The sequence below is a fragment of the Legionella anisa genome (genome assembly GCF_001467525.1).
In the GTDB taxonomy this organism is placed as follows: domain Bacteria; phylum Pseudomonadota; class Gammaproteobacteria; order Legionellales; family Legionellaceae; genus Legionella; species Legionella anisa.
Map to the genome: position 1 here is coordinate 129,647 of NZ_LNXS01000019.1, position 26,952 is coordinate 156,598.

The window sequence follows — 26,952 nt, forward strand, 5'->3', positions numbered from 1 at the left end:
GATTACAATCCATTCACTAATGAAGCAAACGATTCGCCACGGTGATTAAAATCACGGAACATATCCAAACTGGCACATGCTGGAGACAATAAAACAACATCACCTGGTTTTGCCTGTGACTTCGCTATAACTACGGCATTATCCAATGAGGAAGCACGCGCTATGGGCACTACATTAGCTAGTGCGGCTTCTATCTTATCGGCATCTTCACCAATTAAAATAATGGATCGTACATAATCAGCTATAGGCTGCGCCAATTCACTAAAATCAGCCCCTTTTCCTTGCCCACCTGCAATAAGTACAATTTTTCCTTGCATAGAACCTCCTATTCCATTAATTGCAGAAATCGTTGCACCAATATTCGTCCCTTTTGAATCATTAATCCAATCAACACCATCAAGAGTTCGTACCCATTGACAACGATGCGGTAAACCCGTGAATGAAGTCAATACACTTACAATATTTTGTTGTGAAATACCTGCAGCATCAGCTAAAGCGGAAGCAGCAAGAGCATTAAGCCAATTATGAACTCCTTTAATCAATACAGACTCAACGGGCAAAATGCAAGTATTTCCCTTCGCCAAATATATTTTATCGTTTTGAGTGATCAATCCCCAATCATTTTTTTCCGGGGCTTCAATACCAAAAGAAATACGATTAACCTCTGCAGTTGGCGCAGTATAAAAATCATCGCGATTAAATAAGGCAATCTGTGCTTTATCATATATTCGTTGTTTGGCTTGGATATAAGCCTCCATAGTATGATGCCTGTCCAAATGGTCGGGAGTCACATTGAGAATGGTCGCAGCAATTGGAGTTAATGAAGAGGTTAAATCCAATTGAAAACTGGATAACTCCAAAACCCATAAATCATACTGATGCTCATCATGAAGCATATCGAGAACGGGTGTTCCTATATTGCCAGCCACAGCAACTTTATATCCTGCTGCCTTCGCCATTTCTCCTACTAAGGTAGTAACTGTTGATTTTCCATTGGTTCCTGTAATTGCGATCACTGGGGCGTGAATCTCACGGGCCAAACATTCTATATCTCCATACACAGCAATGCCCATTTGCATGGCCTTTTTTAAAAAAGGGGTATCCAAAGGTAAGCCTGGACTTGCAATGATATCTGACAATTGGCCTATTATTTCATCAGGAATGTGCTGGGTATAAACACGAACATTCGGAAATTCTTTTGTAAATTCGGTGACACTCTGAGCCTGTGCGCGTGTATCAAAAGCAATAAAGGGCTTATTTTTACTCTGTAAATATCGTGCTACCGATATCCCAGTTTTACCCAAACCTGCAACTAAATACAAAGGAGGATTCATGAGTGCACCTTTTTATCGAAGTTTTAAAGTCGCTAATCCACATAATACAAAGACAACAGTAATAATCCAGAATCTGACAATTATTTTAGGTTCTGACCATCCTTTTAATTCGAAATGGTGATGTAAGGGCGCCATTCGGAATAGGCGTTTACCATGAGTATATTTAAAATAACCTACCTGCAAAATAACTGAGATTGTCTCAATAACGAATAAACCACCCATCATTAATAAAACCAATTCCTCTCTGATAACCACAGCGACTATACCTAAAGCGGCCCCTAAAGCTAACGACCCTACATCGCCCATAAACAATTGTGCAGGATAGCTATTGTACCAAAGAAAGCCAAGTCCCGCGCCAACAATGGAAGAGCAAAAGATCGTTAACTCCCCTGTATTAGGAACATAAGGTATACCCAGATAAGGTGCATAGACTGCATTGCTGGAGGCATAAGCAAAAATCCCTAAGGCACCAGCAACCATAACAATGGGCATAATGGCCAAGCCATCTAATCCATCTGTCAAATTCACTGCATTGGAACTTCCAACAATTACAAAATAACCTAAAATAGGAAATAAAATACCTAAGCCTATAGTCAGGGATTTAAAAAAAGGTACAGTCAACTGGGTGTGGACAGGTAAGGTAGCATGCATATATAAATAAATTACAGCAATAAGGGCAATAACTGATTGCCAAAAATATTTCCACCGGGCCGGCAATCCTTTACTGTTTTTTAATACCAGTTTGCGGTAATCATCAACCCAACCCACTACCCCATTCGCGAGAGTAACCAAAAGAACAAGCCATAAACTGGACTGTTGTAAATCACCCCAAAGCAGACAACTCACAGTGATTGCCAACAAGATTAAAACCCCTCCCATAGTTGGGGTTCCTGCTTTGGATAAATGTGTTTGCGGACCGTCATCTCGTACCATCTGGCCAATCTGCAAACCGCGCAACCAGCGAATCATCACCGGACCACACAGTAACCCTACTATAAGTGCGGTCAATGAAGCCAAAATGGATCTGAAAGTTAGATATTGAAAAACTCTTAACGCATGATATTGCCCTTGAAATAGCTGCGTTAGCCAGTAGAGCATAATTGTTCCTCTTGTTTACCCCAACTTATGGGTTTGTTTTAAATAATGCCCAACGGGATAATGGGCCAAAAAAGCGGCCAAGCATACCATAAATCAACACACCATTCAGCATCATACAAAAAAATTCTTTTGGCCTTAGGGTCTGTTTGCAATTCGCTATCTTGAGCCAAAATGCTTCGATTTTAGAGCACCGAAACGGAGCATACACGAAGTATGTGAGTATCGGAGCGCAGAAAATCGAAGCATTTTGGCCAAGAAAGTAGAATTGTAAATAGGCCCTTCGATTATGGTTGCCACATAGGTCAGACACACTGGACTCCATTCAGTCTACATCAGTTGGTGTACAATTTTTTCCATGGCACTGGATCGAGATCCTTTTACCAAAACAACCGTACTCGGGGATAACTTTTCCACCAGGTTTTGCACCAGTTGTTCTTGATTAGTAAAATGCTCGCCACCAATACCAAATGACTCGGAAGCCAATTTGCTATTGGAACCACAGCTAAGTAATTGATTGATCCCCAAGCGACGTGCTGCAAATCCAACTTCCTGATGGTGCTGAGTTGCCCAAATACCCAACTCACCCATGTCCCCAAAAACAAAGATCTTTTTCCCAGGGTATTCTGCCAATACTTCTAAAGCAGCTAAAACGGAACGTAAATTTGCATTGTAAGTATCATCGATCACAATCGATTTATTTTTTCCTTCAAGAATGGTTAAACGTCCTTTTACTCCACCAAAGCAATTTAGTCCCTGTTGAATTTCTTTTACAGAAATGCCTACAGCATGGCAACATGCTGCAGCAGCCAAGGCATTACGAACATTATGTAAACCAGGAACTTTTAAATGGATATCCGCTTGTCCGTTAGGTACGATTAAAGAAAACTGACCACAGCCATTCGCATCCAGCACCACCTCTTGGGCATAAATATCCGCAACGTGATCTAAAGAAAAGCGAAGGACCTTTTTTTCAATCAACAGCTCATCCCAGAAATGGGCATAAGCATCATCATCATTGACTACTGCAACACCAGCAAGAGATAAACCTTGATGTATTTCTCCTTTGGCACGAGCGACACCATCTATAGAACCAAAACCTTCAACATGTGCTGGAGCAATGTTATTAATTAAGGTCACATCAGGATGGACCACTGCAACAGTATGCGCGATTTCGCCTGGATGATTTGCTCCTAACTCAAAAACTGCATAACGATGTTTGCTATTCAATTGTAAAATGCTTAATGGAGCACCAATATGATTATTTAAATTTCCTTTGGTCGCATGGGAAGGAGCCGGTAAAATAGCAGCAATCATTTCTTTGGTTGTGGTTTTTCCATTGGATCCGGTTAACGCGATGACAGGACAATGTATATTTTGTCGATGCGCAGCTGCTATTTTGGCCAATGCTTGTATCGGATCCGGAACAACAAATTGTGGTATATGTATTCCATCTACAGCATGATTCACTATTGCAGCTACTGCACCCCGCGCTTCAGCTTCCTTAATAAAATCATGCCCATCAAAGCGTTCGCCGCGTATGGCAATAAACAAACTACCTGGTTTTAGTTCGCGGCTATCAATACAAATACCAGTAAGTTCAGCATTGATCTGACATGATTGGGCAAGTAATGCAGCAACAGTATTTAGGTTCATAGTATTAAGACATGGCCAAAAGTCTAGTGTACTAACACTTGAGCATAGAGTTCAAGAGGGTGGCGCAGTAAAAGCACTTTAAGAAGCGCAGAATGACAAAAAGCTGTAGCCTGGGTGAAGGCGAAGCCGTAACACAGGCTACATTATATGCGGATTTATACAGCAGCAGACTCAAAATGAGACTGATTCATTTGCAACAGACGATGATAACGAGCAATACGCTCCTCAGTCAGTAACTGACGCTGATCATCGAGTAAGTGAGCATCCAAACCTTCACTTAATTGTCTTGCTGTTTCTAACATTACTGTAAATCGCTCAATATCAATACTGGAATTTTTTGAAGAGTGCATATATAAACAAAGACCACGCACGCTAAAGGCACCTATATTTTGCAAATCAAAAACCCCTGTCGCAGTTGCTGCTGCCAAGCTACACAAAACTGGACCTTGGCCATTAGGAAATTGATGGCGATGAAATAATTGACCTTGTCCAAAACGTAGTCCAGCCGCCAAAACGGTTTGTAATAATTCATATCCTGCAAATTGTCTGTTTTCTTTTGCAAGTAAAAAAATCATCAAAGTAAAAGGATTATCTGTTTTTGCTGTGTCCTCAACTGTTACTTTAGGTTCTGGTTTTGGCTCTGTCATTAGTTTGATTTCATCTTCATCATCCTGCGGCATCAAACGTGGTTGTGAAGGCTTTGCATTCGGTTTTTTAAATACGTGCAAGTCCTCATCCACTTCTATTTCATTCTCCATGGCTGCAGCATTGATTTTGCGTACAGCAATTATGTCATCATTATAATTTTGTGTGTTATCAGAACCCTTTTCGTTTTTTTCCGAACTAGGTTGATAACGTTCGGGACTTAAGCTCTGTCTTCGAGCTTTCATTAAGCGCCCAATTGCTACGATAACACCGATTAACAACAGGACATTAAGAATTAAGCTCCAATTTGCCTGCATCATTTACTCCATAGCCAAAGCTTGTGTTACATCAACCGCAACCAAGCGAGATACCCCAGGTTCACGCATAGTTACCCCAATCAAATGATCTGCCAACTCCATCGTAACCTTATTATGTGTAATAAAAAGGAACTGTACGAATTGTGACATCTCTTTCACTAAAGCGCAAAAACGCCCGACATTTACATCATCTAAAGGTGCATCCACTTCATCCAGCATACAAAATGGTGAAGGATTCAACTGAAAAATAGCAAAAACTAATGCCACTGCAGTCATTGCCTTCTCTCCTCCGGATAACAAATGAATCGTACTGTTTCGTTTTCCCGGAGGTTGTGCCATTACTACAATACCAGCTTCCAGCAGATTATCACAAGTCAATTTAAGTTGCGCTCTTCCACCACCGAACAGGCGGGGGAAAAGTGCCTTGAATGAAGAGTTGACTTCTTCAAAGGTGTTTTCCAGACGCGAGCGGGTTTCTTTGTCCATTTTTTCAATGGCGGTTTCAAGAGTTGCCAACGCTTGATTTAAATCATTATACTGCTCATCCAAATACATTTTACGTTGTTGTTCTGTAGTAAACTCCTCAATCGCAGCGAGATTAATCGCCCCTAAGCGTTTGATTTTTTCAGAAAGAGCGATTAATTCATCTTCACGCATGACTTGAGTCACACCCTCAGGTATTTGTTCAAGTAATGATTGTGGTAACAAGCCTAACTCATCAAGAGATTCATGCACGGAGCTTGCACGCACTACTAAGGCCTGCTCTTCCATTCGAGTTTGGCCTATTTGTTCTTGGATCCGTTTTACCTCGACATCATAGTTTAAAATATTCTTCTCACACTCTTCAAGCTCCATTCTAAGTTGTGATAATTGCTCTCTACTTAAATTTAATTGCAATTCTACTTCACTGTGTTTTTGCAATTGTTGGGCAAGTTGCTCTTGGAGTTCCTCTCCCGGGCCTTCAGTTTGCAAACAAAGCATTGCCAGGTTTTCCAAACGCTCCTGCAAAATATTTAAACGCTCTTGCTCCCGCAAAATGCGATCGTTGAGTTGCTGTATTTTATTTTTTTCTCTATCGTATTCCAACTCGGCATGATGCAGTACACCTCGCGATTCTTCTACGTGTTTATTTTTTAATGCCACACTTTGCATCCATTCTTGTTTTTCATTCAGGCACTGTTCTTGTCGTTGCTCATAGTCACTGCATTGCTCTTCTAAAGAATGCAATTGCTCCTTTATATTGCATTGTTCTACGACTATTTCTTCTAAAACACATTTCAACTCTTCGCATTCAAATGCTAAAGCAGTCGCTTGTTTTTCGGCATGAATAACAGCTTGTTCATTGGTATTCAAAGCAAGGCTGTTCGTTCTTAGTGCTTCATTACTGGCATTGACATTGAGCTTTTGTAATTCAATTTCTTTTAAGCTTTTTTGAAGCTGCTGATGCGTCTCATCACGTTCTGCTCTTAAGACGTCGATCCTCTGTTGTAATTCCTGCACAACCACAGACAACTCAGTAATTTTTTGTTGTCGCGCCAATAAACCCAACTCGTCCTGTGTCTCGGGAGTAGCAAATTTCACCCATCCTTTTCCTAACCAAAAGCCGTCAGGCGTTATAATCGATTCATGTTCTGTCAATTCGGGCAACCAACTTAATGCTTCATCAAAATGTTCTGCGGTATAGATATGCTCCAAAGGATGTGCATTTGCCGGGATATCCCCTTTTATCTTATCTATGAGACGTGGGTAAGACCTGGAGTTAAGCGTTTTCCTTTTCAGAGTGACAATATTTTCGCCTTGTTGTTCGCAAATTGCTCGCTGCGGCCATAGCTCCTCAAACGTTTCCAAAACATATGCGTGTAATGCTTCATTAAGAACTCGTTCACAAGCAAATTGCCATTTCGTTTCAACGTCTAGAATATCCATCAATCTAGGTTTTGCTGACCATTCCTTAATAGGATTTTTATTGTTTTGCATACCTTGTCGTGCCGCACGCTGTGCTGCCATCAATGCAGCATGCTCACTGTTTACTTGATGAAAATCATCTTGTAACTCATGCAGTTGTTGCTCTATATCTTGCAACCTTGCGCGCAATCGTTCTGTATTCTCATGGCTTTGTTTTAATTGAATCTCATCAAACTCTTGGTCTGCAATTAATTTAGTATGCTGATCTTCTAAGTTTTTTCGAATCTGTTGTAAATCCGCTATAGAAATCGTTTCTTGCTCTAATTGAAGTTTCTCTAACCTTAAAAGAGTGTGTTGATGTTTCTCTTCTAAATGTTGTGCTTTAACCTGTGTGACTTGAAATTCTCTTTTCAGATTGCTGGCATGGGCCTGGACTTCTTGCCAACGAAGTTCCCATTCACTGTGTTGTTCTTGCGCATCTTGCCAATGTGCTTCATGTTCTTTAAATTGAACCCTTAATTGTTCCAGTCGAGTTTCTAGATTATGTGCATTCTCCCGACAATGAAGTAATTCTTCTTTATCGTGTTTGAGTTGTTCTTGTGCGACTTGCCAATCATTCTGCATTTGCTGTTGATCGTGTTCCAAACGTTTCTTTTCACGTATTTGCTGTTGAATGGTTTCTTCCAAACGTGCAATTTCTGTCCCTAACTGATAGAAACTCGCTTGAATTTGCTGCGTTTGCTCATCCACATCATAAAGTGTTTCATTTAAAGTGACTCGCTCTTTATTCGCTTTGGTTAATGCACTTTGCTGCTGTTCGTAACTCACCGCCAATTCGTGTATTTGGTGTTGCTTTACTTCTTGCTGGACAATAAAATCTCGCCATTTGAGTGCTAAAATTTCCGCACGACATAGTCGTTCTTCATCTTTGAGAATAAGATAACGTTCGGCGGCTTTAGCTTGACGTTCTAGACGTTGCAATTGTTTGTCCAATTCCTCTCGAATGTCTGCGACGCGAGTCAGATTTTCGCGTGTGTGCTCAATACGTTGTAATGTCTCACGCCGTCGCTCTTTATATTTGGAAACACCTGCAGCCTCCTCAAGATAAACTCTTAAGTCCTCAGGCTTGGCCTCAATTAACTGGGAAATCGTGCCTTGACCAATAATTGAATAACCACGAGCTCCAGCACCGGTACCAAGAAAAATATCGGTAATATCTTTACGTCGACAACGACTGCCATTCAGATAATAAGAAGAATCACCATCTCGAGTCACTACACGCTTTACAGCAATTTCACCATAACTCGAAAAAGGACCAGTTAAGCGTCCAAGACTATTATCAAATACCAGTTCAACAGAAGCCTGACCTACAGACTTACGATTAGAAGAACCATTAAAAATAACATCGGTCATGGATTCACCGCGCAAATTTCGTGCAGAACTTTCCCCCATAACCCAACGTACTGCATCAATAATATTTGATTTTCCACAACCATTGGGGCCCACAACTGCAACCAATTGGCTTGGGAAATGAACCACTGTGGGGTCTACAAACGATTTAAAACCGGCTAATTTTAATTGCTTCAAATGCATAGGAATGGCAATTTTAAACAAAAATAAGTGGGGCATTATAACCGAGGATGAACAGGCTATCCATATAAGGACAAAACCTCTTACCAATTGGCACAAATATTATTTTGCAAGGCAACGATTTATTTAAATTGTTGAAACAGTTGAACCCAAAATGGTGCTATCGCATCATCATAACATTTTAGGTGCACCACTTAATTGAGGATTACTGCCCCCCCCTTAGTACCATGATCTATACTATTGATATAAATTGTTTTCAGGACGTTTTGAATGTATTTGCAAGGATAATAACCGTGATTCCTCCTGACAAACCAGAAAATGAAGCGGAACGCTTAGCAACACTTTATAAATTACGAATATTAGATACAGAGCAAGAAGAGCGTTTCGATCGAGTAACTCGCATTGCATGTAAACTTTTTGAAGTCCCTATTTCTGTAATTTCATTTTTAGAAGCTGAGCGCCAATGGATGAAATCCACTCAAGGATTTGACATCAAAGAGGCTGCGAGAAAAACATCATTTTGTGGTCATGTTATTCTTTCAAATGAAATTATGGTAGTTGAAGATGCAACGAAAGATAAACGATTTTATGATAATCCTTTTGTCCTGGGGAAACCAAATTTCAGATTTTATTTAGGTTGTCCTTTGAAAATTAAAAAATATAATGTTGGTGTACTTTGCTTGATTGATAACAAACCCAGGTCAATAGATTATGTCGATCAAAATGTCGTTTACGATCTCGCTCAAATGGTGGAAATGGAGCTGGAATCATTACATTTATCCATCACTGATGAATTAACAGGCTTATCCAATCGGCGTGGATTTTTAAAACTAGCCAGCTATTTGTTTCAAAAATGCCAACTTGAAAATAAAGTGTTTAACTTATTATTTTTTGATTTAGATAAATTTAAGCAAATTAATGATAAATTTGGCCATGCGGAAGGTGATAAGGTATTAAAAATATTTTCTAATTCTCTTCTTCAGAACTTTCGAAGTTATGATGTAATTGCACGTTTAGGCGGAGACGAATTTTGTGTATTTTGTTCTGGATTAAATCAAAAAGATGTCTCTAGCATTATTAAACGTTTAAAAGACTCATTGAAATCTGTAGAAACAAAAGGATATACAATCGAATTCAGTGTAGGTAATATCCAATATAATCAAGAAGAGCATCGGACACTTGAAGGCATGCCTGCTTCTGCTGATTCCAAAATGTATGGTGATAAAAAAGGTAAATAACGTGATGCAATGGCTGGTGCCCATATCAATAGTTTAATCGCTTCAATTCATTTCGAGATATGAAATAATGAGAAATAATTTCATCATTACACGCTGAAACTCCTGGCATTGAAATGCATTTCAATGCCAGGAGTTAGGAACAACAAAGTAATCGCTCATCATGTAGAAATTCTACTTCTTTACTCTGTTCGGTTGGCAAAGCTAATTTATTAATCTGAATAGCTTTTAGTTGTTTATTTAGTCCATTTTTTATGATTTTTAGTCTTTCTTCCTGACAATTTGTAAGTGCAGGCATTTTGTTATAATAAGTAATGAATAAAATGGGGTGTAATTTTATAACTAATTAAAAAAAAGCAATTAATTCGTAATTGATCAATGGGATCAGAATATTACGCCAAAGCGATATTTTTCTCAGTGAAAAACCCATCGAAATAGGAGGCAATTATTGGAACTGATTTGACAAACAAATGAACAAAGATATAATTCTGCCATTTGGCAAAAATGGACAGATAATGACACGTTTACTCAATAAGTCACTCACCTTAATTATACTTGGCGCCACGTTACTTTTTTCCAATCCAATTTTTGCAGATCCACCCAATCTGACTTTAGTTAAAAATGAACTCAAAAATTATTATGATTCAGGCCTTTATCAAAAAGAGTTCGCGCAAGTGATTAAAAAAGCACAAAAATATATTGATCAACAAGCGGAGATAAATCAAAAAGAAAAATCACCTAAAAAATTAGCTCTGGTGTTAGATATTGATGAAACCAGCTTATCAAATTATAAGTATATGATTCAACGTGATTTTGGTGGAAATCGTAATCAATTTCACAAAGACATAATGGCAGCTAATGCTCCAGTGATTAAGCCTATGCTTGCCTTGTATCATGATGCCCGAAACCATGGCATCAATGTATTTTTTATTACGGGAAGAAATGAAACTGAGCGAAAAGCAACAGAGAAAAATTTAAAAGACGCAGGTTATTCTGAGTGGTCTGGCCTGTATTTGCGTCCCAATAATTACTCCGCTAAATCGATTATCCCATTCAAATCAAGTACACGAAAAATGATTACGGAAAAAGGCTACACAATCGTTGCCTCTATAGGTGATCAGTGCAGTGATCTTAAGGGCGGGTATGCTCAAAAGGTCTTTAAACTACCCAATCCCTTTTATTATTTACCTTAAATAAGGTGCACACGTAAGTGCTTACGTGTGCACAAATCCCTAAGCTTTTTTAGGACTATCAGGCACCATTTGATTTGTATCCTGATGGACTATATCTTTCAAAACAAGTGACATCAACAATTGAACTTGTTGTTCATACATAGTTCGATCATATCCGCCTTCTAACCCCCAATATATTCTTTCAATATGAGTTTTATTTTCTTGATACAGTTTAAATAGACTTTCATAAAAATAGGTTAAGTCTTTTGAGTTAAAACGAGTTTTTCGTGCCTCGGCAGCCCCCATTAATTCACCATCAACATACTTTCCACAATAAGCGGTTTCTTCTTCATGTGAATCCCAACCGGTGGGCAAAAATAGAGCCACTTTCTGATGATTTTTTTTTGCCTCTTCGATTTGCTCCTCAATTTTCGCTAACGCAAAAACCAAAGCAGGATGTACTAAACCTGATTTACGTAGCGTGCGGCTCAAATCGACTGCAAAATAGTCTAAATTTCCTCGTTGCCACAATTGAATTTTTTGTCCTGCATCTTTTCCACTCTTTTTGAAAGCCTCAGTAATAAACGCATCATCTTGTTGGGGATAAACTCTTGAGTCAAAAACGTCTATATGACATATATCCATATCTGAAGCAGAATTCATTAAAATATCACATAAACCATTGTCTCGATTTACGTCAGTCCCAACAATAATGTGTTTCAGTGGCTTACTCGATAAGCTCTGTAGGTATTTAATTAGTACTGCTGACTTATTTAAAATACAAAAACCACTTCCTTCATCACTGTAAGCATGGTGAGTAGGCAAACCAAAAGAAAAATGAACTTTTCCCGAGTGAAATAAAGTCATGGCGATATCTTTAATCAACACTTCAAATACTCCCGGAGTAATAAGAATATCTGGAGATAATTGTTTCCATCCTTTTTGTTGGGCTTGCATGCAATAAAGAATGATTTCCTGTATGTATTCTTGTGTATGTACCGCGAGTAACGCGCGAAGAATTTCATCTTTTTCAGGAGATTGAGCAAAAAGTGCCAATGCCGCTTCTGCATTGCCTTTCTTCATTGTGGAAAATAGTTGACTCCAGTGTGTAGGTAACTGCACAACATCTGTAGTAACAACAGGTAATGAAGAATCTGTAGATTGAGTTTCTGCGATCACCTGAACCATATGCTTTAGCCGTTTAAATTGGTCTTCATCAGCACCCGCAGGCATGTTATGCATTTGTTCTATATCTTTAGCAGAGGGAATTTGAATACAGCACTCTTGATTTTTTTCTTTATGTACATCCACAGAGGTCTTATGTCTAAAGAAATATTTATGCTTCATCATCATTTACCCATAGGAAAATAAAGAGAAAAGAAGCTTTGCGCAAAAGCCAAAACTTCTGCCATTTCTCTTAGATTATAGAGTCTGGTCTGATGATGCAATGAGGAAAAAATCAAATTAACTTAATATACAGCAATGCTATAGGATGGAGGTTCATCATAACTCTCAATCCCTTCTTTAATATCCATAAGCTCTTGAGACAAACCTTTACGCGCTCCTGACTCAATTGCTTTAGGACCGGCAAAAAAAGTTAATCCGATTCCAGCGGTAGCCGCTAGAGAAGAAGCCATGCCGAAAACAAATTCTGTTTCAAATAAACTTAGACCTAAGGCAAAGCCCCAAGCACTAAGTACTGAACTCGAACCAAAAGTCGTTATAAAACCTACAACACTGGCACTAATGAGTAACGCCCCAAACACAATAAGAAGACCGCCTAAAACGTGTTTTCCAACAGAATTGTTTCCTGATGCACATTCAGCAATCTCACCTAAACGTTTTGCAGATTGCTTATCTGTAGGATTAACGAAAACATTATTCAAAATACAAACAGCACGTCCATAAAAATGATAATCAATTTCCTCGTTTTTTTGTTTTTTCATTTTTACTTCTGCATCAATTAAATTGACTGCACTGATTATATGTTTTTGGAGTGCAGTAGGCTGATTAGGTCTATTCTGAGCAATAAAAGCAATTCCATTATTAAGAATTTGTTCTTCTAAAATAGGTAAATGGTGCTCTTGAATTGCAAAACATTCTGGCATACTTTGACTATTACTTCCAAACCAGGCAGTAGCACTATAGCCTGTTAGCGTTGGATAAGGTAAATCCCCATGCTCAGCAACATGAGTACTTTCAATAAGACTTCCTAAAATCTTCTCAAACGCAACATCCTTTTTTTCTTGTTTGACCTTAAGGTACATATCCCATAAAAAACCACACAAACGAAGATAATTCGCTCGATGGATTGGGTTTGTATAGTCAGGAGCATATCCTCCAGGGTAAAAAGTCAGTTGATTCAAATATCGAACAGCGAGCAGACATATACGCACTTGGGGAGAAAGTCCGGTCAAGTGCGTGTCTTCGTAATGAATCAGTGCTTCCCAAATTTTATTGGTCAAAGTCTGCACTAACTCCAAAGGATTTTCTTGTAATGTGTGTAAAAATAACTTGGCAGCAGGAATATGCTCCTTTAACCAGTCTCGGCGAGAATACAATTCATCCAGACTTGCCTGAGCTTCATTAATTGCGCGTTCGTAAGGAGCCATGCGTCTTTTGAGCTTATCACGCTCCTTGAGTAAATTATCTAATCTGAATTGCAACGTGTATGTATTTAATACCTGAATAGAACTCCCATAATAATCAGGCCTTGGATAGATGATATTTGAAGGCATGCCTAGATTCATATCCATCTGCAACTCTATTGAGGAAATGCTTGAATTTAGAACGTCTAATTGTCTTTGGAGGGGGTTAAGGTATTGTCTCTGCTGCTCTTTAATGAATTGTAAGTTTTCAGATATTTGCAGTTCAAGTGGAGGTAATTCTGCTTGCCAGGAAAAGAGATCCGTATAATTGTAAACAACCGGATTAACTGAAGGCATAATGGATCCTCGCAAGTGGGTTACATTATAAATGTGCGGTTGATTATACACGGTGAAAACTATTGATTCAATTATTGCATTTTGCACTCAAAAACAACGTTATCTCACTGAGTTTAATGATAAAATTGACCATAGAAAAATTAAACTTTCAGCCTTTTTGCTACGAAGTTATTATGAGTCATCCATTGTTAGGCCAGATTAATTATGCCAAGAAATATAAGGATTATACCCAGGCATAAAACCGCATCATTTGCTTTCTTTAAAACATTCACCAATGTATAGCGTGTCACCTAGGCAACAAGATACAATACCAACAGTTCCTAAAAATTTTTAAGGACACATCAGTTAATGAGCACCCAAAAAACCTTTGGATCCTATTTTTTTCCCTTTATTTTAATTACAGCCATTTTACTCGGAGGCTTAGTTGGCTATTTTTTTGGAACAATTACTCCCTACTTAAAACCCTTTGGGGAGATTTTTCTCAACTTAATTTTTACGGCAATTGTTCCTTTGATTTTCTTTAGCGTTTCTTCAGCAATAGCACGGGTCGGCTCTATGGGCAAACTAGGTAAGATCGCTTTTTATATGACACTTGTATTTTTATTTACTGGAATCGTAGCAGCAGTTTCTTCTCTTTTTATTGTCAGTCTATTCCCTCCTGCTCAAGGCGTTGTCTTACCACTTACGGTTGCAGAAAAACACGCTGCCTTAAGTTTCTTTAATCAAATTGCGGGTATTTTTACTGTTCCTGAGTTTAGCAAGCTTCTTTCGCATCAGCATATTTTGGCACTCATTATCTTTTCAATCTTAGTAGGTATAGCCGCAGCGAATGCCAATGAAAAAGGAAAAACATTTATTGATTTTTTAAAAGCAGGCGAAGAAATTTTTATGCGTGTTTTTACTTTGATTATGTATTATGCACCTTTTGGTTTTTTTGCCTATTTTGCTGTTTTGGTTCATGACCTAGGGCCGCAATTGATGGCGAGCTACCTCCGAATTGCTGTTCTTTATTATACATTTGGAATCATTTATTTTATTGTTGCGTTCACACTATTTGCCTATTTAGCTGGAAGAGCTCGAGGTATCAAATTATTTTGGCGCAACATTTTTCTACCTGTTGTGACATCAATCGCTACGTGCAGCAGTGCCGCCAGTCTTCCTGCTAATTTAATGGCAGCAAAAAAAATGCGGATCTCTCCTGAAATTTATGAAACAGTAATTCCTTTGGGTACTATTATTCATAAAGATGGTTCTGTAATAGGTGGAGTTTTCAAGATTGCTTTTTTATTCGGAATCTTTCACTTAAATTTTTCAAGCCCGGGTGTACTGCTTACTGCTCTGGGAGTTTCTTTATTAGTAGGTACAGTAATGGGAGCAATTCCAAGTGGCGGAATGCTCGGTGAATTACTTATACTTAATGTATATGGATTTCCTCCTTCAGTTTTAATAGCAATAGCTGCGATTAGTATTATTATTGATCCACTTGCGACTATGCTTAATGTAACATGCAACAGCGTAAGCACTATGATGGTTGCACGTCTTGTGGAAGGGAAAAAATGGTTAACATACTCGTAACCGGATAAGTTACATCCGTTTATTAAAAAGGCAAATTATGAATCAACCTTATAAAAAATTGAATCAACCCTATAAAAAATTATGGCGATCCCGTAAAGATCGAAAAATTGCTGGGGTATGTGGTGGTTTAGGAGTTTATTTTGGTGTCGACCCTGTATGGATGAGAATTATTTTTGTGATTTTCTTCCTCGTTGGAGGCACAGCACTTATTGCATACCTTCTGCTATGGCTCATTATTCCTTTAGAGCCTGAAGACTGGCAAGATGCATAACTTAACCGCCCTAATTTAAGAGAGGAAAATGGCTCAAAGAAACCTTATGAGCTTGTTTTTTGCGTCAGCCCTTATAAATTTTCAATGAAAATTTATAAGGGCTGACCTATTACTGATCTTTTCGTACCCAGTTAGAATTCGCCTAGTGATGAGCAGCAATATCTATATGTGGTGCATTATCATCCACACTATGCGCCAATACTTCCTTAGCAATAACCCTTAGTGATCCAGGAAGTTTTTTAACCTGGTCTGGATTGTCTCTCAAATATTGTATTACCTCGTCATCAGTAGCCAAATTTTGTACGTCTTGATATACTTTTGAAACGGAGGAGTCTTGGAATAATCTGAACTTATTCGTGTTGTTTGTATTCCAAGTGTCTAATGCATCTTTAAAAGCAGTTACATATCGCGCTTTTGTCTGATCATAACTGGCAGTAAAATCTTCTGCGAGAGTGATATCTTTATGGGCGCTATCAGTCCAAGATTTTAGAATCAAATCCTCAATGTCATTAAAAGTCCTGTACAAACGACTTTGTCCCCTAAAATGAACCCTTGGGAAAAGCTGTTTTGAAGCCTTTTCACTATCCTTATCCATAAGATCAATTTTAATGGCTCTGACCTTCTCCAACAGCTCTTCATAACTTTTACCCTTATTCGCAACGAGTTGCTTTAACTCATCAATTTGAGGCTTCATGTCATTGTAGCGTTGTTTGTCTTTTATCCATAACTTATCATAAGAATTAATCTGGGCTTTTATTGCCTTATCTAGACCTATTCTTGCATCTCCTTCAGGTTTTGGTTTAAATCTAGGAGGATTAGCACCAACTGTCTCTAATTCACCCATCACGTTAAGCACTTCTTTTTGTTGTGCAGAGGACAATCCTCTAGGTTGCTCCTTAGATTTCTGTTTAAGTACTCCAGAAACATGCGCTTTATAAGCATCAAGTCCTGCTTGATATACCTCGTTTGCTTTTTCTATGGAGAATCCATAAGATGGCAATCGAGAAACAAAAGAGTGGTTCTTTAGCAAATCCATTAACGCCAATCGTTCCTCTCTAGAATATTTCATAAATTCATTCTGTATCCATGCCTTGTGGTCACTATGATTATCATAAAATAATTTAATCATCTTATTTTGTACAGAACTCAGAGGCTCAATACCTACCAATGAACTTAAGAGAATGTCTGTTTCATGATTTTTATTGTTGTCGAATAATTTTAACAATGCAGGTAACTTATCAGGCCCAACCAAAGGTTCTGTATTGAAAGCCCTTCGTACCACACTTATTGGAGTTTTCGTGGTATTAATATTCTTAAGTAAAGCCTCTATGGATTTGAAAGTACTCTCATACTTCTCTCTGTCATCTAATGTGGCGATATAAGAAATCAAAGGTTTTATCGCTAACAAATTATGTGCATGAGCAGGAAATGTTTTTGAAAAATAAAGCATTTGCTGCATTTCTTTAAAAGTTAGTGACTTTAAAACCTCAGCGCAAACTTTGTCTTTTTCAACAATTCCTGCTTCCAATAATTGCCTAATCCCTGCTATAGAGCTTGCTTGTTCCGCAGAGGACAAATCCATATAGGAATCAGAGTCCAGATAGTGTACAAAAGCAGGTGCAAGAGAGAGCCAATCTTCCTCCATATTTGAGGAATGGATCATTGGAGTTAAAGAGTCAATAGAGAGCCCTTCTTCCGCCATGCTTCGAAAATTATTTATTAGACTCAATAAGTAATGCATGTCTTTTGTAGAATAAGCTTTGAGCTTTTCTTTTATAGTATCAACTGGAACTTTCTCTAACAGGATACGTATTCCGTCAAATTCAGAAGCATATTCAAAATCTTTGCTCAGTAAATAAGGACCAAATAATTGCTTAACCTTATCGAATTTATATTGTTCATCAGTAAATAGATCCTGCAGTCCTTCCAGCACTTTATTATATTCTGCAATTTTAACTTGCTTTTTGGTTTTTAAACTCGTCGGGAAGAATTCTTTTAAAAAGTCTTGAGAGCCCGCGATTAATTCAGGTTGTAACTGCAAAATTGAATTAAATCGGGAGATAAACTCTTTACCTTCTGTAGCAAGAATTTGTTCAACTAGAGGTAAAAACCCTAAAACGCGTGGACCTACGTTTGCCATATTATTCCAAATGGCATCCAGCTCTTTAATGGGTGTCCGTGGTGCTTCATACTTTTTTTTCATTTTCTCAATGAAACGCTTCAAGACATTTAAATGTTCTGGGGCTTTTAAGTTTTCACCAATCTCAGCCAATTTCTTTAATAACTCAACATTGGACATTCCTGATCGTTCTAATATTCCTTCGTATTGAGCCAATAAACGTTTGCGATGCTCCGGTTGATTCTCCATTCCGCGCACAAATTGATTAAATAATTCACTATATACTTGCTCGTTTTCTTTCACATCAATGAAGCGGTCAAGAAAGCTTTTGATAGCAAGTAAATGATCTGCTTCCAGATAAACCTTTTCTGTAAAACAAGTTGCGGGCAAAGTTAAAAGACTATCTCGGATAATCGGGTTATTCCAAAATGAAAGACTCAAATCAGGATTAGCCGCACTGTATTGGAGCATAGGTAATATCTGTTCTACATATTCTTTCCCACTATATTTAGGGCTTAAAATATACTCCAAGGCCAAATTACTGGCTGTAGGATCCATCCTCATTAAGGATAGTTGCAATATTTTTTCTTGTTGGGCGTTTAATTCAAATTTTAAATCGGATAACTTTTCAATCTTTCTGCCTTCACGTAATTCAGTAATTTGCTCTACCACCTTGCGTTCTTTTATGAGTGTAGCTACTTGTTTTTGAAATGCTGCAAAGTATAAAGTTGGCGTGTTTTCATAGATTTGTAACAAGGCTTCCATTTGCAGTTCAGTCATATTACTCATATCAGTAATAAGTTGATTCCAGGATTTGGAATCTTCCGGTAAATCCGCAATTCGCAGTACCAAGCCTTGAATTGCAATCTGCAATTGATTTTTCCGTGCTTCTGCTGGGGTATCTAGAATAAACTTTGGCTGTTCGGGTATTTCTATCTCAACTTCGAATCCTCCCAGATCCTTAAACATGGAGTCAAGCCTTCCATTTCTCTCACAATTTTGACCTATAAATTCTTGTAACGCTCTAATGCATTCACCTGAATCATCTTTATAACGTGTTTGAATTTCCAGCCATTTCTTTTCCAGATCATTTAAATAATTTGCAAAATCTTTAATTAATTGATCTTTCTTTTGAGGATCAGCTTGGCCTATTTTATTGATTCCTTCCGAAGACAGTTTTGCCTTCGCTTCATGATAGAAACGGGACAAGTAATTATCTTTTGCGGCGCTATACTCTCTAAGACGCAATAACAAATTAAATTTATCGTTTGGTTGGTATTTAGAGAAATCATGTTCCTCAGAAAATGCATTCATCAAAGGATGTTTAACCCGATCCAGCTCATCAAGCAAATTGGATTCAGCCAAAAACTTACTCCATGCCTGAAGTTCATCATCAATTTCTTTAGTAATGTAGTACTGAAGAACTTCGCCTTCTTCACCATTACGTGCTGTTCGGCCTCCTTTTTGCCCTAAATCATTTTCATCTTGTACGGAACCTAAGATTACCGTTTCAACACCCACGTTATCACCGCGTCCAAAACCAGCCGCTATGAGAACAACTCCGCGTTCTTTCTGTCCTAAATAATCCCCTTCCATTTGTTTTTTACGACGTAAAATTTCTGCTGGTGATTCATGGGACTCATTGGTGTAAGAAAGAAAATATTGTTGATATTCTTCTGCAGTAAAATACTTTTGTATTGCTGCGGTCATTTTGAGGACTTCTTTATCCGTAGCACAGCACCATAAAATAGATTTTTTCTCACGAATGCGTTGCCTAATATCTGCCGCTATCTTTTCTAAACGAGCCTCCTGTGCCTTTTCCGTATTCTTATTGTCAAAAAACTGAGGTGTAGGCCATTTCCGCAAATCTTTTTGATTTGTGGGTACACGAAGCACGGCCGTAGCATGCTCTTCATTTAGCTCATTGGATTGCGATGAAGATACTGTTCCCGTAAATCCTTCCCAATGCCCCCATAAAGTTTTCAGTCTTTGAGAAAAAACTTGGGAACTGATAATGTTACTCTCAGGATGGACATGATAATTTTGCGGCTCATCTTTTAATGCGGCTTGTTCATTTAGACGTGCAGCAAGAAGTTGATGAACACCGTGGCTAAATGAAGAACCTACAGCAGCTTGCATGTCTTTTGTGAGAGGATATATTTCTCGTAAAGGAAATTCTTCTTCACCTACTTTCACCTGTTCTAAGCGGACCGTGTACTGAACACCGAATTGCAATGTTGCAGCCTCATGTGTTGATTGCAACCAGCCTAGTAACTCCATAGGACTTAAGCTTTCCAAATACAGTAAGCCATCTTCATTTGCTTGTTCTGCTAAAAATTGAAAACACTCTATTATCTGCTTTGTAGTCAGAGGATGTTCTTTTGGATCATTTTTGAATTCAGCAGGTAAATTATCATAAAACTCATTAAGACCCCGATAAAACCAAGCCATTTCTTTAGGAGTAATCCCTGTATGACGGGCATAGTTAAACTGAGTTTTTTGGCCTTCATAATAGAGAAAGTCAAATTCATCGCCTAAGCCTACTCGATTTGCTTTATCAATGGGGATAGGCTTGCCCTGGCTTGCCTGCTCATCAAGAAATAAAGACAAATCGCCTGGAGTAGTATAAACCACTTGAGCATTGACATAGGTATCATGTTCGGAACGCGCATGCACATTGGCGGTGGAAATACCAAGAAAATCAAAAAATGGTTTATAATCGAGCAAATCACGCTCTGCGAGACTCCATTTGGCAGTACACACATCCACTTTTTTACCTAATCCTACATGGCGTGCTGCACGAAGGGCAACGAAATGGCTTTTTCCCTCTCCTGTTTTTAATTGTAAAATACTGGATGGATCGTCTGAAAGTAATAAATCGTTAGAAATCAAAGCAAACTGTTGTGCTAAATGAGGGTACTTACCCGTTGTACGACCTAAAACTTCAAATAAAATTGCCCAAACCTGGGTTTTTGTCTGCATGTTATTTGGGTCTTCACTAGAAGCCTCAGAGCACTTCTTGAATGCTGCTTTTAATTCTTCCTCGGTCATTTCGCCAATCGGCTTTTCATAACCGGCTATTTTAGATACTCCCTGTTCAAGTTGTTTCAAGTACTGGAACATGAAGGTGAGTTGAATTCCTGATTGAGCATCTAAAGGTTTAACTTCCTTGCCTCGAGTTACATAAGTCAACTCAAGCATTCTGGCTAAATCTGCTTCCCGTGTACTGGATAAGCGTTGATAATCTTGCCTAAATGTTGATTGTTCTTTTGTCAGAAAATCTCCAAGGGCTTTATCTAATGGCCGAGATTCTTTATTTTTAATGAAGGTTAATAAATTTCGCGTATCGGGTGCAGGCTTGCCTGGATAATTTTGGGCGAGTGCGCTAAGTTCCTCTTTTGATAATTTTGATAAACGAGTAACTAATTTAACTGCTTTAGGATGATCCCCTTTTAAATAATCTCCTCGAGGCACTGTTGGATACTGATTCGAGGAAAAACTACTCCACGCAGCAATGTGTAAAACCAATGCTTTCTTGTCAGCATCTATTTTTTCTAAAGCGAATTGTTCTTCAAGCTCTGGATACTTGGTTAATGCTTCAATCCATAACTGGCTTGTTGCTTTCCAGTCTTCATTGCGAATGGGAGCATGATCCAAACGAATAAGATCAGTGCATTGTTTAAAGATGGAATCAAACTGTTCTGGAGGCTTCTTGCTGCTTAACAAACGGGCTAAAATAACCTCACGAAGGCCATCATAATCTTTATGAGTTAAGCTTGTGACAAGAGAAGTAATGAATCCAGGTTCTTCACTTGTTCGAATTGCCAATCGAGCCAAATTCGCTTGTTGTACTCGATCGAAGGTTTCTGCTTTTGATAAAATTAATCCAAAAACACTCTTCCATTTTCCTTCTTTATCAAAATCAGGCTGTACTTCATCGATAGTTCCAGGAATAAAGGGACTATCCGGTTCAGTCAATATCGCCTCTAGAATACTAATAGGAAAACTGGAAGTACTGTCTTGAGGTTGCAAGCTACGTAAAAGTCCATCGAAATAACTAGAGGTCCAAGCTCCTTTATCATGTTTTTCTAATACTTTTTCAAGGGTGGAGAGCAACGGCTCCACTTCATTAATATAGGTTTTATTCAGCTGCAACCGTTTGAAAAACTCAACAATAGGCTTTAATGGTTGATTTGCTAACTGTGCCTCAGAAACAGCAATGTGGCTGGTAAAGAATTTGCTCAATCGGCGATGGTGTTCTGCAAAGAATTTATCAAGTCCTAAATCCTTGAGATCGCCTGCATTCACCATTCTGTAATCACCAGCAATAGAGCTCTTAAACTTCAATCCATGGATGTCTTTTAATTGCTGCATTAATTGCTTACGCTTCTCCGCGATCTCTAAAGGATGAGCATCCATTTGTTGAATGCCATCAAGAATTGCTTGCCAAATTACTTTTCTTTGACCTGGCTCATCCGGTAAGGTATCCGCATCTAAAGAAAGTAATTGGTTGGAAAGAATAAGTAATTCATTACTTGTCACCCTTTTCAAAGCTTTGGTGGCTTCAAAAAATGTGTTTAACTCCGCTTCGGATACTCCGTAGACGGTGGCCAACAACAATCCTTGATCCAAATGCCTGTGCTGTTTTGGGGCATTTTCAAATAAGGTGAAAATGCGCGCTAGATTTTCCTCTCTAACATCCTCTGGCAGTATATTAAGGCATTCAAAAAAGGTAGTATTGTTGGGATACTTCGTAAGAATATCTTTAAGTTTTGCCCAATGATCCCCCAGTAACCCGAAAATCTCGAGAGGAAAACGTCGATAGGCTTGATGCGTTTCATAAAAAATATGATAGAAGTGTGCGGCAACATCATTTAAAATAGGCTGGTTTTTACCTGTATTAAAGAAATCAAGTAATTGCTGAGCGCCTAGCCATTCAGTATGTGAAGCCCAAATTAATTCAGCTTTCGATAGGTTTGCCTCACTCAATATCCTGTAATCCTCAGGCTTAATATGGCTTTTAGAGGCTAAAGCACGATTGGTATGAAGCGGCTCCTTCCAATGATGAGTAAATAGTTTGTCCATCGGCGGACTGTATGTTGGACTTCCATTTTGAAACTCAGCAAGACGAAGTGACTTATCAACTAAAACAAAGCCCTCATGACATACAGCATAAGGTACTCCTCCCTCTGTTAAATCAGAATGGGGAAGCGCTTTTATAAACTGTGCTTGTAGCTCTAGGCTGGGAATATTTTCCAATGATTTTAAAATGCGTTCAAAACAAGGGAATAGATTTTGTCCCTTGGGCTTTAATGAACGTAAAAGTTCTGGTGTAAACTCTTTTTCTAAGCCCATTTCCTTAATGCGGCTATAAAAATAATTGAATCCTTTCCACAAGTTAGAAATATCGTCCCATCCAGCAGCCTCCATCTGCATATCAAGGAATTCTAGGAAGAGCTCTTTCTCACCGCTCTCGTCCCTTGATAATTCCGCTAAGATGGTATCAAAAGTATTTAAGGCTGACTCTTGTAATAATGGGGAATAGGTAGTGCAATAATAAAGATAATTTTCACCAAAAGCTTCTAAGAATTTTTTTCCTAATCGATCTTCGATGGTTAATAAAAGATTAGAAAACCGTTCTAAACCGTAATTGCCGTATCGAGAATAAATTTGGCCCAAACCTTTTACATGGATAAAACCTTCATTTCTCATTAAAAGATCAAATATACGTTCTTTTTGTCCTTCCTGGTCCCTATCTGTGTAAATGTTTTGAATTAATAATCCAATCGCTCTTTCTTTGGATAATTTTTTAGGTTGTTGAGAAAACCATTCAATTATATCCCGCTCAGGAATGGAAGATCTGAAACCTGCGTAAAATAGTTCCCAATTGTTTATAACCCATGTCCTGTTTTCTTCTTGCTTTAGAAAAAGTTGCCAGGACTTAGATAATTTCTCTCCATGCCACAAAGCATCTAACCTTAGCTCACGTTCTTTTTTGGATAACTCAGGCTGCATTTCAGCCAATAATTGCATTTGTTGCAGCAAATCTTGCAGACGAGGTACTTCATCGTGCTTATTAAACTGCCGATAATCTCCTAAAATACGCTCGACTTTTGGAATAGAAGTAGTTAATTCTAAAGTCAATGGATTATGATCGGTTGTATAGCCTAAAGTGGGTTTGTATCCTAAAACCAGTTCCCCAGATCCCAAACGTTGGGTGTAAAAACCCCGAGGTAAATTAGATACATTCAAGCCTCCAGACAATTGACGATGGTATTTCAACAGCATTTGTGCTGCATAGGGCGTCATTTTTTGAATAATATGTTTCGCTGGAACTTCAGGATTGGCATTTACCCAAGTATGGAAAAACGATTGCAGTATTTTTTCATCATGCGTTTTTAATGTTATCTTACGATCGTCAATAGGATAATCGAGATTCAGCTCATGATAATATTTCCCTAGTTCATCATGAATGTTGGTATAATCAATCAATAAAGGAGGCAATACATCTTCAAAAGCAGTTCCTTTTTCCATTTCATTTTCTAAGGAGCGGCTTCGTTCTTGTTTTATTTGCTGTTGCTGTTGCATTTGTAAAGCAATGCCGCCAGCTCGACTCAGTGATAGCTGCTGTTCTCCTAATGTTTTAACACATTCTTTTCCAAATTTTCGGACTAACGCTTCACTTTCGAGACCTTTTTTGTCCTTTATTTGGACTTCTTTTTCATGATCTTCAATTTCTTCAGCTACTACTTGAGATGCTACTTTAAAGTGGTTGATCTTCAATAAATCTTCATCACTCTTCTTACGCGCCCTCTGAACTAAGATATTATTTAAGTCACTATAAAGCTCATAAATTTTTGCCAATTGAGGATTATTTGAAGGCTTTTCTAATTCAGGGATATGAATAGGGCAAGTCCAGTTCTCATTATGTTCAGCTCGTTTGCTTACTTCCAAAAGAAAATCACCTAAAGCATCTATTTTTTCAGGAGTTGTTGTGCAATCCGTTAAACTGATTTTATCAAAATAATTGAGCTCATTCAGTTGTTCTAACAAATCAGCAATATCTTTCGTTGCTCCAGGAACAAAAGAAAATTGAAATTGCTTAAAAGGAAAGTACTTTTCTTGCTGTAGATGATTAACTAGAGCTTGTGTATACCCCCTAACTTCTTTTGCAGGGCACCCGGCATAAAAAACAGGTGGGTTCTCTGTTTTGCGAAGCAGTTTATTAAACTCTGGTTTTAACTCGCCTTCTTTATTTGAAAGATATGTTAATAAAGGTTCTAAGCCATGCAGACCCATTTCCCTAACACAACTTTTAAATTCCAAAACATCTTGTTTATCCGACAGTAAATCAGGGGATTGTTTTAAGTAAGCAACCCAATATTCCGCAGATACATTCCAGAATTCATCAAGCAAAGGAGGTAAATACCCGTTAATAGAGAGCCAGCGGTTACGGGCAAAAATGTGCTGCAGATTTTCATTGATGAGTTTTAAAGACCTGTTATTGCTAGGATTTTCAAAACGACAAACAAAAGGATTACGCTGCATTAAATAACAAACTAGATTTTGTTCTATTTCATGTAGTTGATATTTTTCAGGTAAATCAATAATTAAATTCTTTTCTTTTGCACACGCACGAAAAGTATTAAGGACAAAACAGGTGGCTAGATCATGTATTGATCCTTGATGTGAATGGCGGCTACGCCGATCCAGCTCATCTCTTATTCCCCACATTGCTGTCTGACCATGAGGTGCATAAATTTGTTGAAACTTATTAAAATCGATATTCTCTGGAACGCTCAATCGCACAGTATTATTTTTGCGATCTGTTTTTAAAAGATAAAATGTAGATTTTTGTGGAAGGTCTCTATAATCCATGCTTTTAACATATTCAGAGGATAGCATGCGATCAAGGGCTAAATAAAAAGAGCGCATTTGTAGATGTAAATTCTCCTGAAGGTCTTCATGATGCTGGGGAGGAGTATTCAAGTCGAGGAGCCGGAACTGCTCATGATCTGGATAAAATCGAAGAACATGAGTTTTAAAATATTCCCAGTTATAATTAGAGCCACTAGGATTGCTAGCTGTAGTGAACCAAACCCATTCCACTAACAGAGAAAAATAATCTGCTTCTGTTGATAATCCCGCACCGCAAGATTCGACTTCTTGAGCATATTCAGAACATGCGCGTATGCCTGAAGACATCGATAAAGCGGCAGTACCTCCTTTTATTGTAGGATGTTCTTTTCCCTTAAAAAAGCGGTCGATGATCTTAACCTTATCATCTTCTGCTATCGGTGACTCACTATAAAGATAAGGCTTTCCTTCTTTATAATAAAGCAAAATCCATTGCGAAAGCCCTTTATTGTCACCTTTTGAGCTACGTATATAGAGAGAATTTGTTTCATTTATCTTAGAAGTATCAAGATAATCTAAATGATCTAACTCAATTACCTCCGGGATAGGCTTCCTCCCTCTTGCAGATGTTGCCCGTGCCGAACGACTCATATCCAACGTGGTAAATGCATAATTTTTCAATACATTCATCTTATCTAAATCGGAATCTAGTTTTTGTGCCTCAAATTTTTCTTTAAATCCTATTTCTTGAGTACAAGATGGCGGAACAGTATAATTTCTTGAACTCCAGCCGGAAGAATTTATTGTGCGATGGATAAAAGGGAGTAATGTCTCACTCACTTCTTTAGGATCGAATCCAGCTCCACTGTTTTTAATGCAACTCTCGAAAAACTCTACGTAAGAACCTTGCCATCCAACAGCGATGGCCGCTTGTTCCAGTTCTTCTAGATTAAACAAATGCTTACACTGTAAATCCAACACTTCTAGGATAGCCCCTATATTCACATGTTGGTCTTTATATTTGGCATATAGATTAGGAAATCGATTTTCGTAAGGATGAGGCATTTTAATTAACCATGTTGATTATAATATATACATTTAATATAGTAGATTTTTTAGAAAGTGACTAAATGCTTTTTTTCTTCGAACCTACTATAACCCTTCTTTCTTAAGCATCTTGATCTATAGTTGCTCGCAATAAATTCTTTATGGATAATATTATTTATTATCGAGCAA

The 26,952-nt window shown here is 38.1% G+C and carries 12 protein-coding genes; 4 read left to right on the plus strand and 8 right to left on the minus strand.

Annotated elements, in window-relative coordinates; all coding sequences use genetic code 11:
* Positions 1–2: 2 nt before the first annotated feature.
* From murD to smc, 5 genes are all read right to left on the minus strand, one after another.
* Positions 3–1,334 (minus strand): UDP-N-acetylmuramoyl-L-alanine--D-glutamate ligase, encoded by a 1,332-nt coding sequence (gene murD, locus Lani_RS20385; RefSeq protein WP_058388421.1) that lies wholly within the window; start codon positions 1,332–1,334, stop codon positions 3–5.
* 12 nt (positions 1,335–1,346) lie between these two features.
* On the minus strand, positions 1,347–2,432 hold the full coding sequence (gene mraY / locus Lani_RS04835) for a phospho-N-acetylmuramoyl-pentapeptide-transferase (RefSeq protein ID WP_019233511.1): 1,086 nt from the start codon (positions 2,430–2,432) through the stop codon (positions 1,347–1,349).
* Positions 2,433–2,759: 327 nt separating this feature from the next.
* Complete coding sequence (locus tag Lani_RS04840) at positions 2,760–4,085, minus strand: UDP-N-acetylmuramoyl-tripeptide--D-alanyl-D-alanine ligase (protein ID WP_058388422.1); 1,326 nt, start codon at positions 4,083–4,085, stop codon at positions 2,760–2,762.
* Positions 4,086–4,240: 155 nt separating this feature from the next.
* On the minus strand, positions 4,241–5,047 hold the full coding sequence (locus tag Lani_RS04845) for a cell division protein ZipA C-terminal FtsZ-binding domain-containing protein (RefSeq protein WP_019233509.1): 807 nt from the start codon (positions 5,045–5,047) through the stop codon (positions 4,241–4,243).
* 3 nt (positions 5,048–5,050) lie between these two features.
* On the minus strand, positions 5,051–8,545 hold the full coding sequence (gene smc / locus Lani_RS04850) for a chromosome segregation protein SMC (protein ID WP_058388461.1): 3,495 nt from the start codon (positions 8,543–8,545) through the stop codon (positions 5,051–5,053).
* A 290-nt stretch (positions 8,546–8,835) separates the two neighbouring features.
* Here smc and Lani_RS04855 point away from each other — a divergent pair, with 290 nt between their 5' ends.
* Together Lani_RS04855 and Lani_RS04860 are read left to right on the plus strand one after the other, a co-directional pair.
* On the plus strand, positions 8,836–9,780 hold the full coding sequence (locus tag Lani_RS04855) for a sensor domain-containing diguanylate cyclase (protein WP_058388423.1): 945 nt from the start codon (positions 8,836–8,838) through the stop codon (positions 9,778–9,780).
* 512 nt (positions 9,781–10,292) lie between these two features.
* Positions 10,293–10,970, plus strand: coding sequence for an HAD family acid phosphatase (locus tag Lani_RS04860; RefSeq protein WP_040522545.1), 678 nt, complete (start codon positions 10,293–10,295; stop codon positions 10,968–10,970).
* A gap of 39 nt (positions 10,971–11,009) precedes the next feature.
* Here the strand turns inward: Lani_RS04860 and Lani_RS04865 are convergent, their stop codons facing one another.
* Complete coding sequence (locus Lani_RS04865) at positions 11,010–12,299, minus strand: acetylpolyamine aminohydrolase (protein ID WP_103030568.1); 1,290 nt, start codon at positions 12,297–12,299, stop codon at positions 11,010–11,012.
* Positions 12,300–12,418: 119 nt separating this feature from the next.
* Complete coding sequence (locus Lani_RS04870; RefSeq protein ID WP_058388424.1) at positions 12,419–13,894, minus strand: hypothetical protein; 1,476 nt, start codon at positions 13,892–13,894, stop codon at positions 12,419–12,421.
* 348 nt (positions 13,895–14,242) lie between these two features.
* Here Lani_RS04870 and Lani_RS04875 point away from each other — a divergent pair, with 348 nt between their 5' ends.
* Positions 14,243–15,469, plus strand: a complete 1,227-nt coding sequence (locus tag Lani_RS04875) for a dicarboxylate/amino acid:cation symporter (protein WP_058388425.1) — start codon at positions 14,243–14,245, stop codon at positions 15,467–15,469.
* A 37-nt stretch (positions 15,470–15,506) separates the two neighbouring features.
* On the plus strand, positions 15,507–15,740 hold the full coding sequence (locus tag Lani_RS04880; RefSeq protein WP_019233502.1) for a PspC domain-containing protein: 234 nt from the start codon (positions 15,507–15,509) through the stop codon (positions 15,738–15,740).
* 142 nt (positions 15,741–15,882) lie between these two features.
* Here Lani_RS04880 and Lani_RS04885 read toward each other — a convergent pair whose 3' ends face one another.
* Positions 15,883–26,781, minus strand: a complete 10,899-nt coding sequence (locus Lani_RS04885) for a hypothetical protein (protein ID WP_058388426.1) — start codon at positions 26,779–26,781, stop codon at positions 15,883–15,885.
* Positions 26,782–26,952 lie beyond the last annotated feature (171 nt).

Excerpts from the sequence above, each read along its gene's own strand:
- murD (WP_058388421.1), bottom strand. The coding sequence starts at position 1,334 with ATGAATCCTCCTTTGTATTTAGTTGCAGGTTTGGGTAAAACTGGGATA.
- mraY (WP_019233511.1), bottom strand. The coding sequence starts at position 2,432 with ATGCTCTACTGGCTAACGCAGCTATTTCAAGGGCAATATCATGCGTTA.
- Lani_RS04840 (WP_058388422.1), bottom strand. The coding sequence starts at position 4,085 with ATGAACCTAAATACTGTTGCTGCATTACTTGCCCAATCATGTCAGATC.
- Lani_RS04845 (WP_019233509.1), bottom strand. The coding sequence starts at position 5,047 with ATGCAGGCAAATTGGAGCTTAATTCTTAATGTCCTGTTGTTAATCGGT.
- smc (WP_058388461.1), bottom strand. The coding sequence starts at position 8,545 with ATGCATTTGAAGCAATTAAAATTAGCCGGTTTTAAATCGTTTGTAGAC.
- Lani_RS04860 (WP_040522545.1), top strand. The coding sequence starts at position 10,293 with ATGACACGTTTACTCAATAAGTCACTCACCTTAATTATACTTGGCGCC.
- Lani_RS04865 (WP_103030568.1), bottom strand. The coding sequence starts at position 12,299 with ATGATGAAGCATAAATATTTCTTTAGACATAAGACCTCTGTGGATGTA.
- Lani_RS04870 (WP_058388424.1), bottom strand. The coding sequence starts at position 13,894 with ATGCCTTCAGTTAATCCGGTTGTTTACAATTATACGGATCTCTTTTCC.
- Lani_RS04875 (WP_058388425.1), top strand. The coding sequence starts at position 14,243 with ATGAGCACCCAAAAAACCTTTGGATCCTATTTTTTTCCCTTTATTTTA.
- Lani_RS04880 (WP_019233502.1), top strand. The coding sequence starts at position 15,507 with ATGAATCAACCTTATAAAAAATTGAATCAACCCTATAAAAAATTATGG.
- Lani_RS04885 (WP_058388426.1), bottom strand. The coding sequence starts at position 26,781 with ATGCCTCATCCTTACGAAAATCGATTTCCTAATCTATATGCCAAATAT.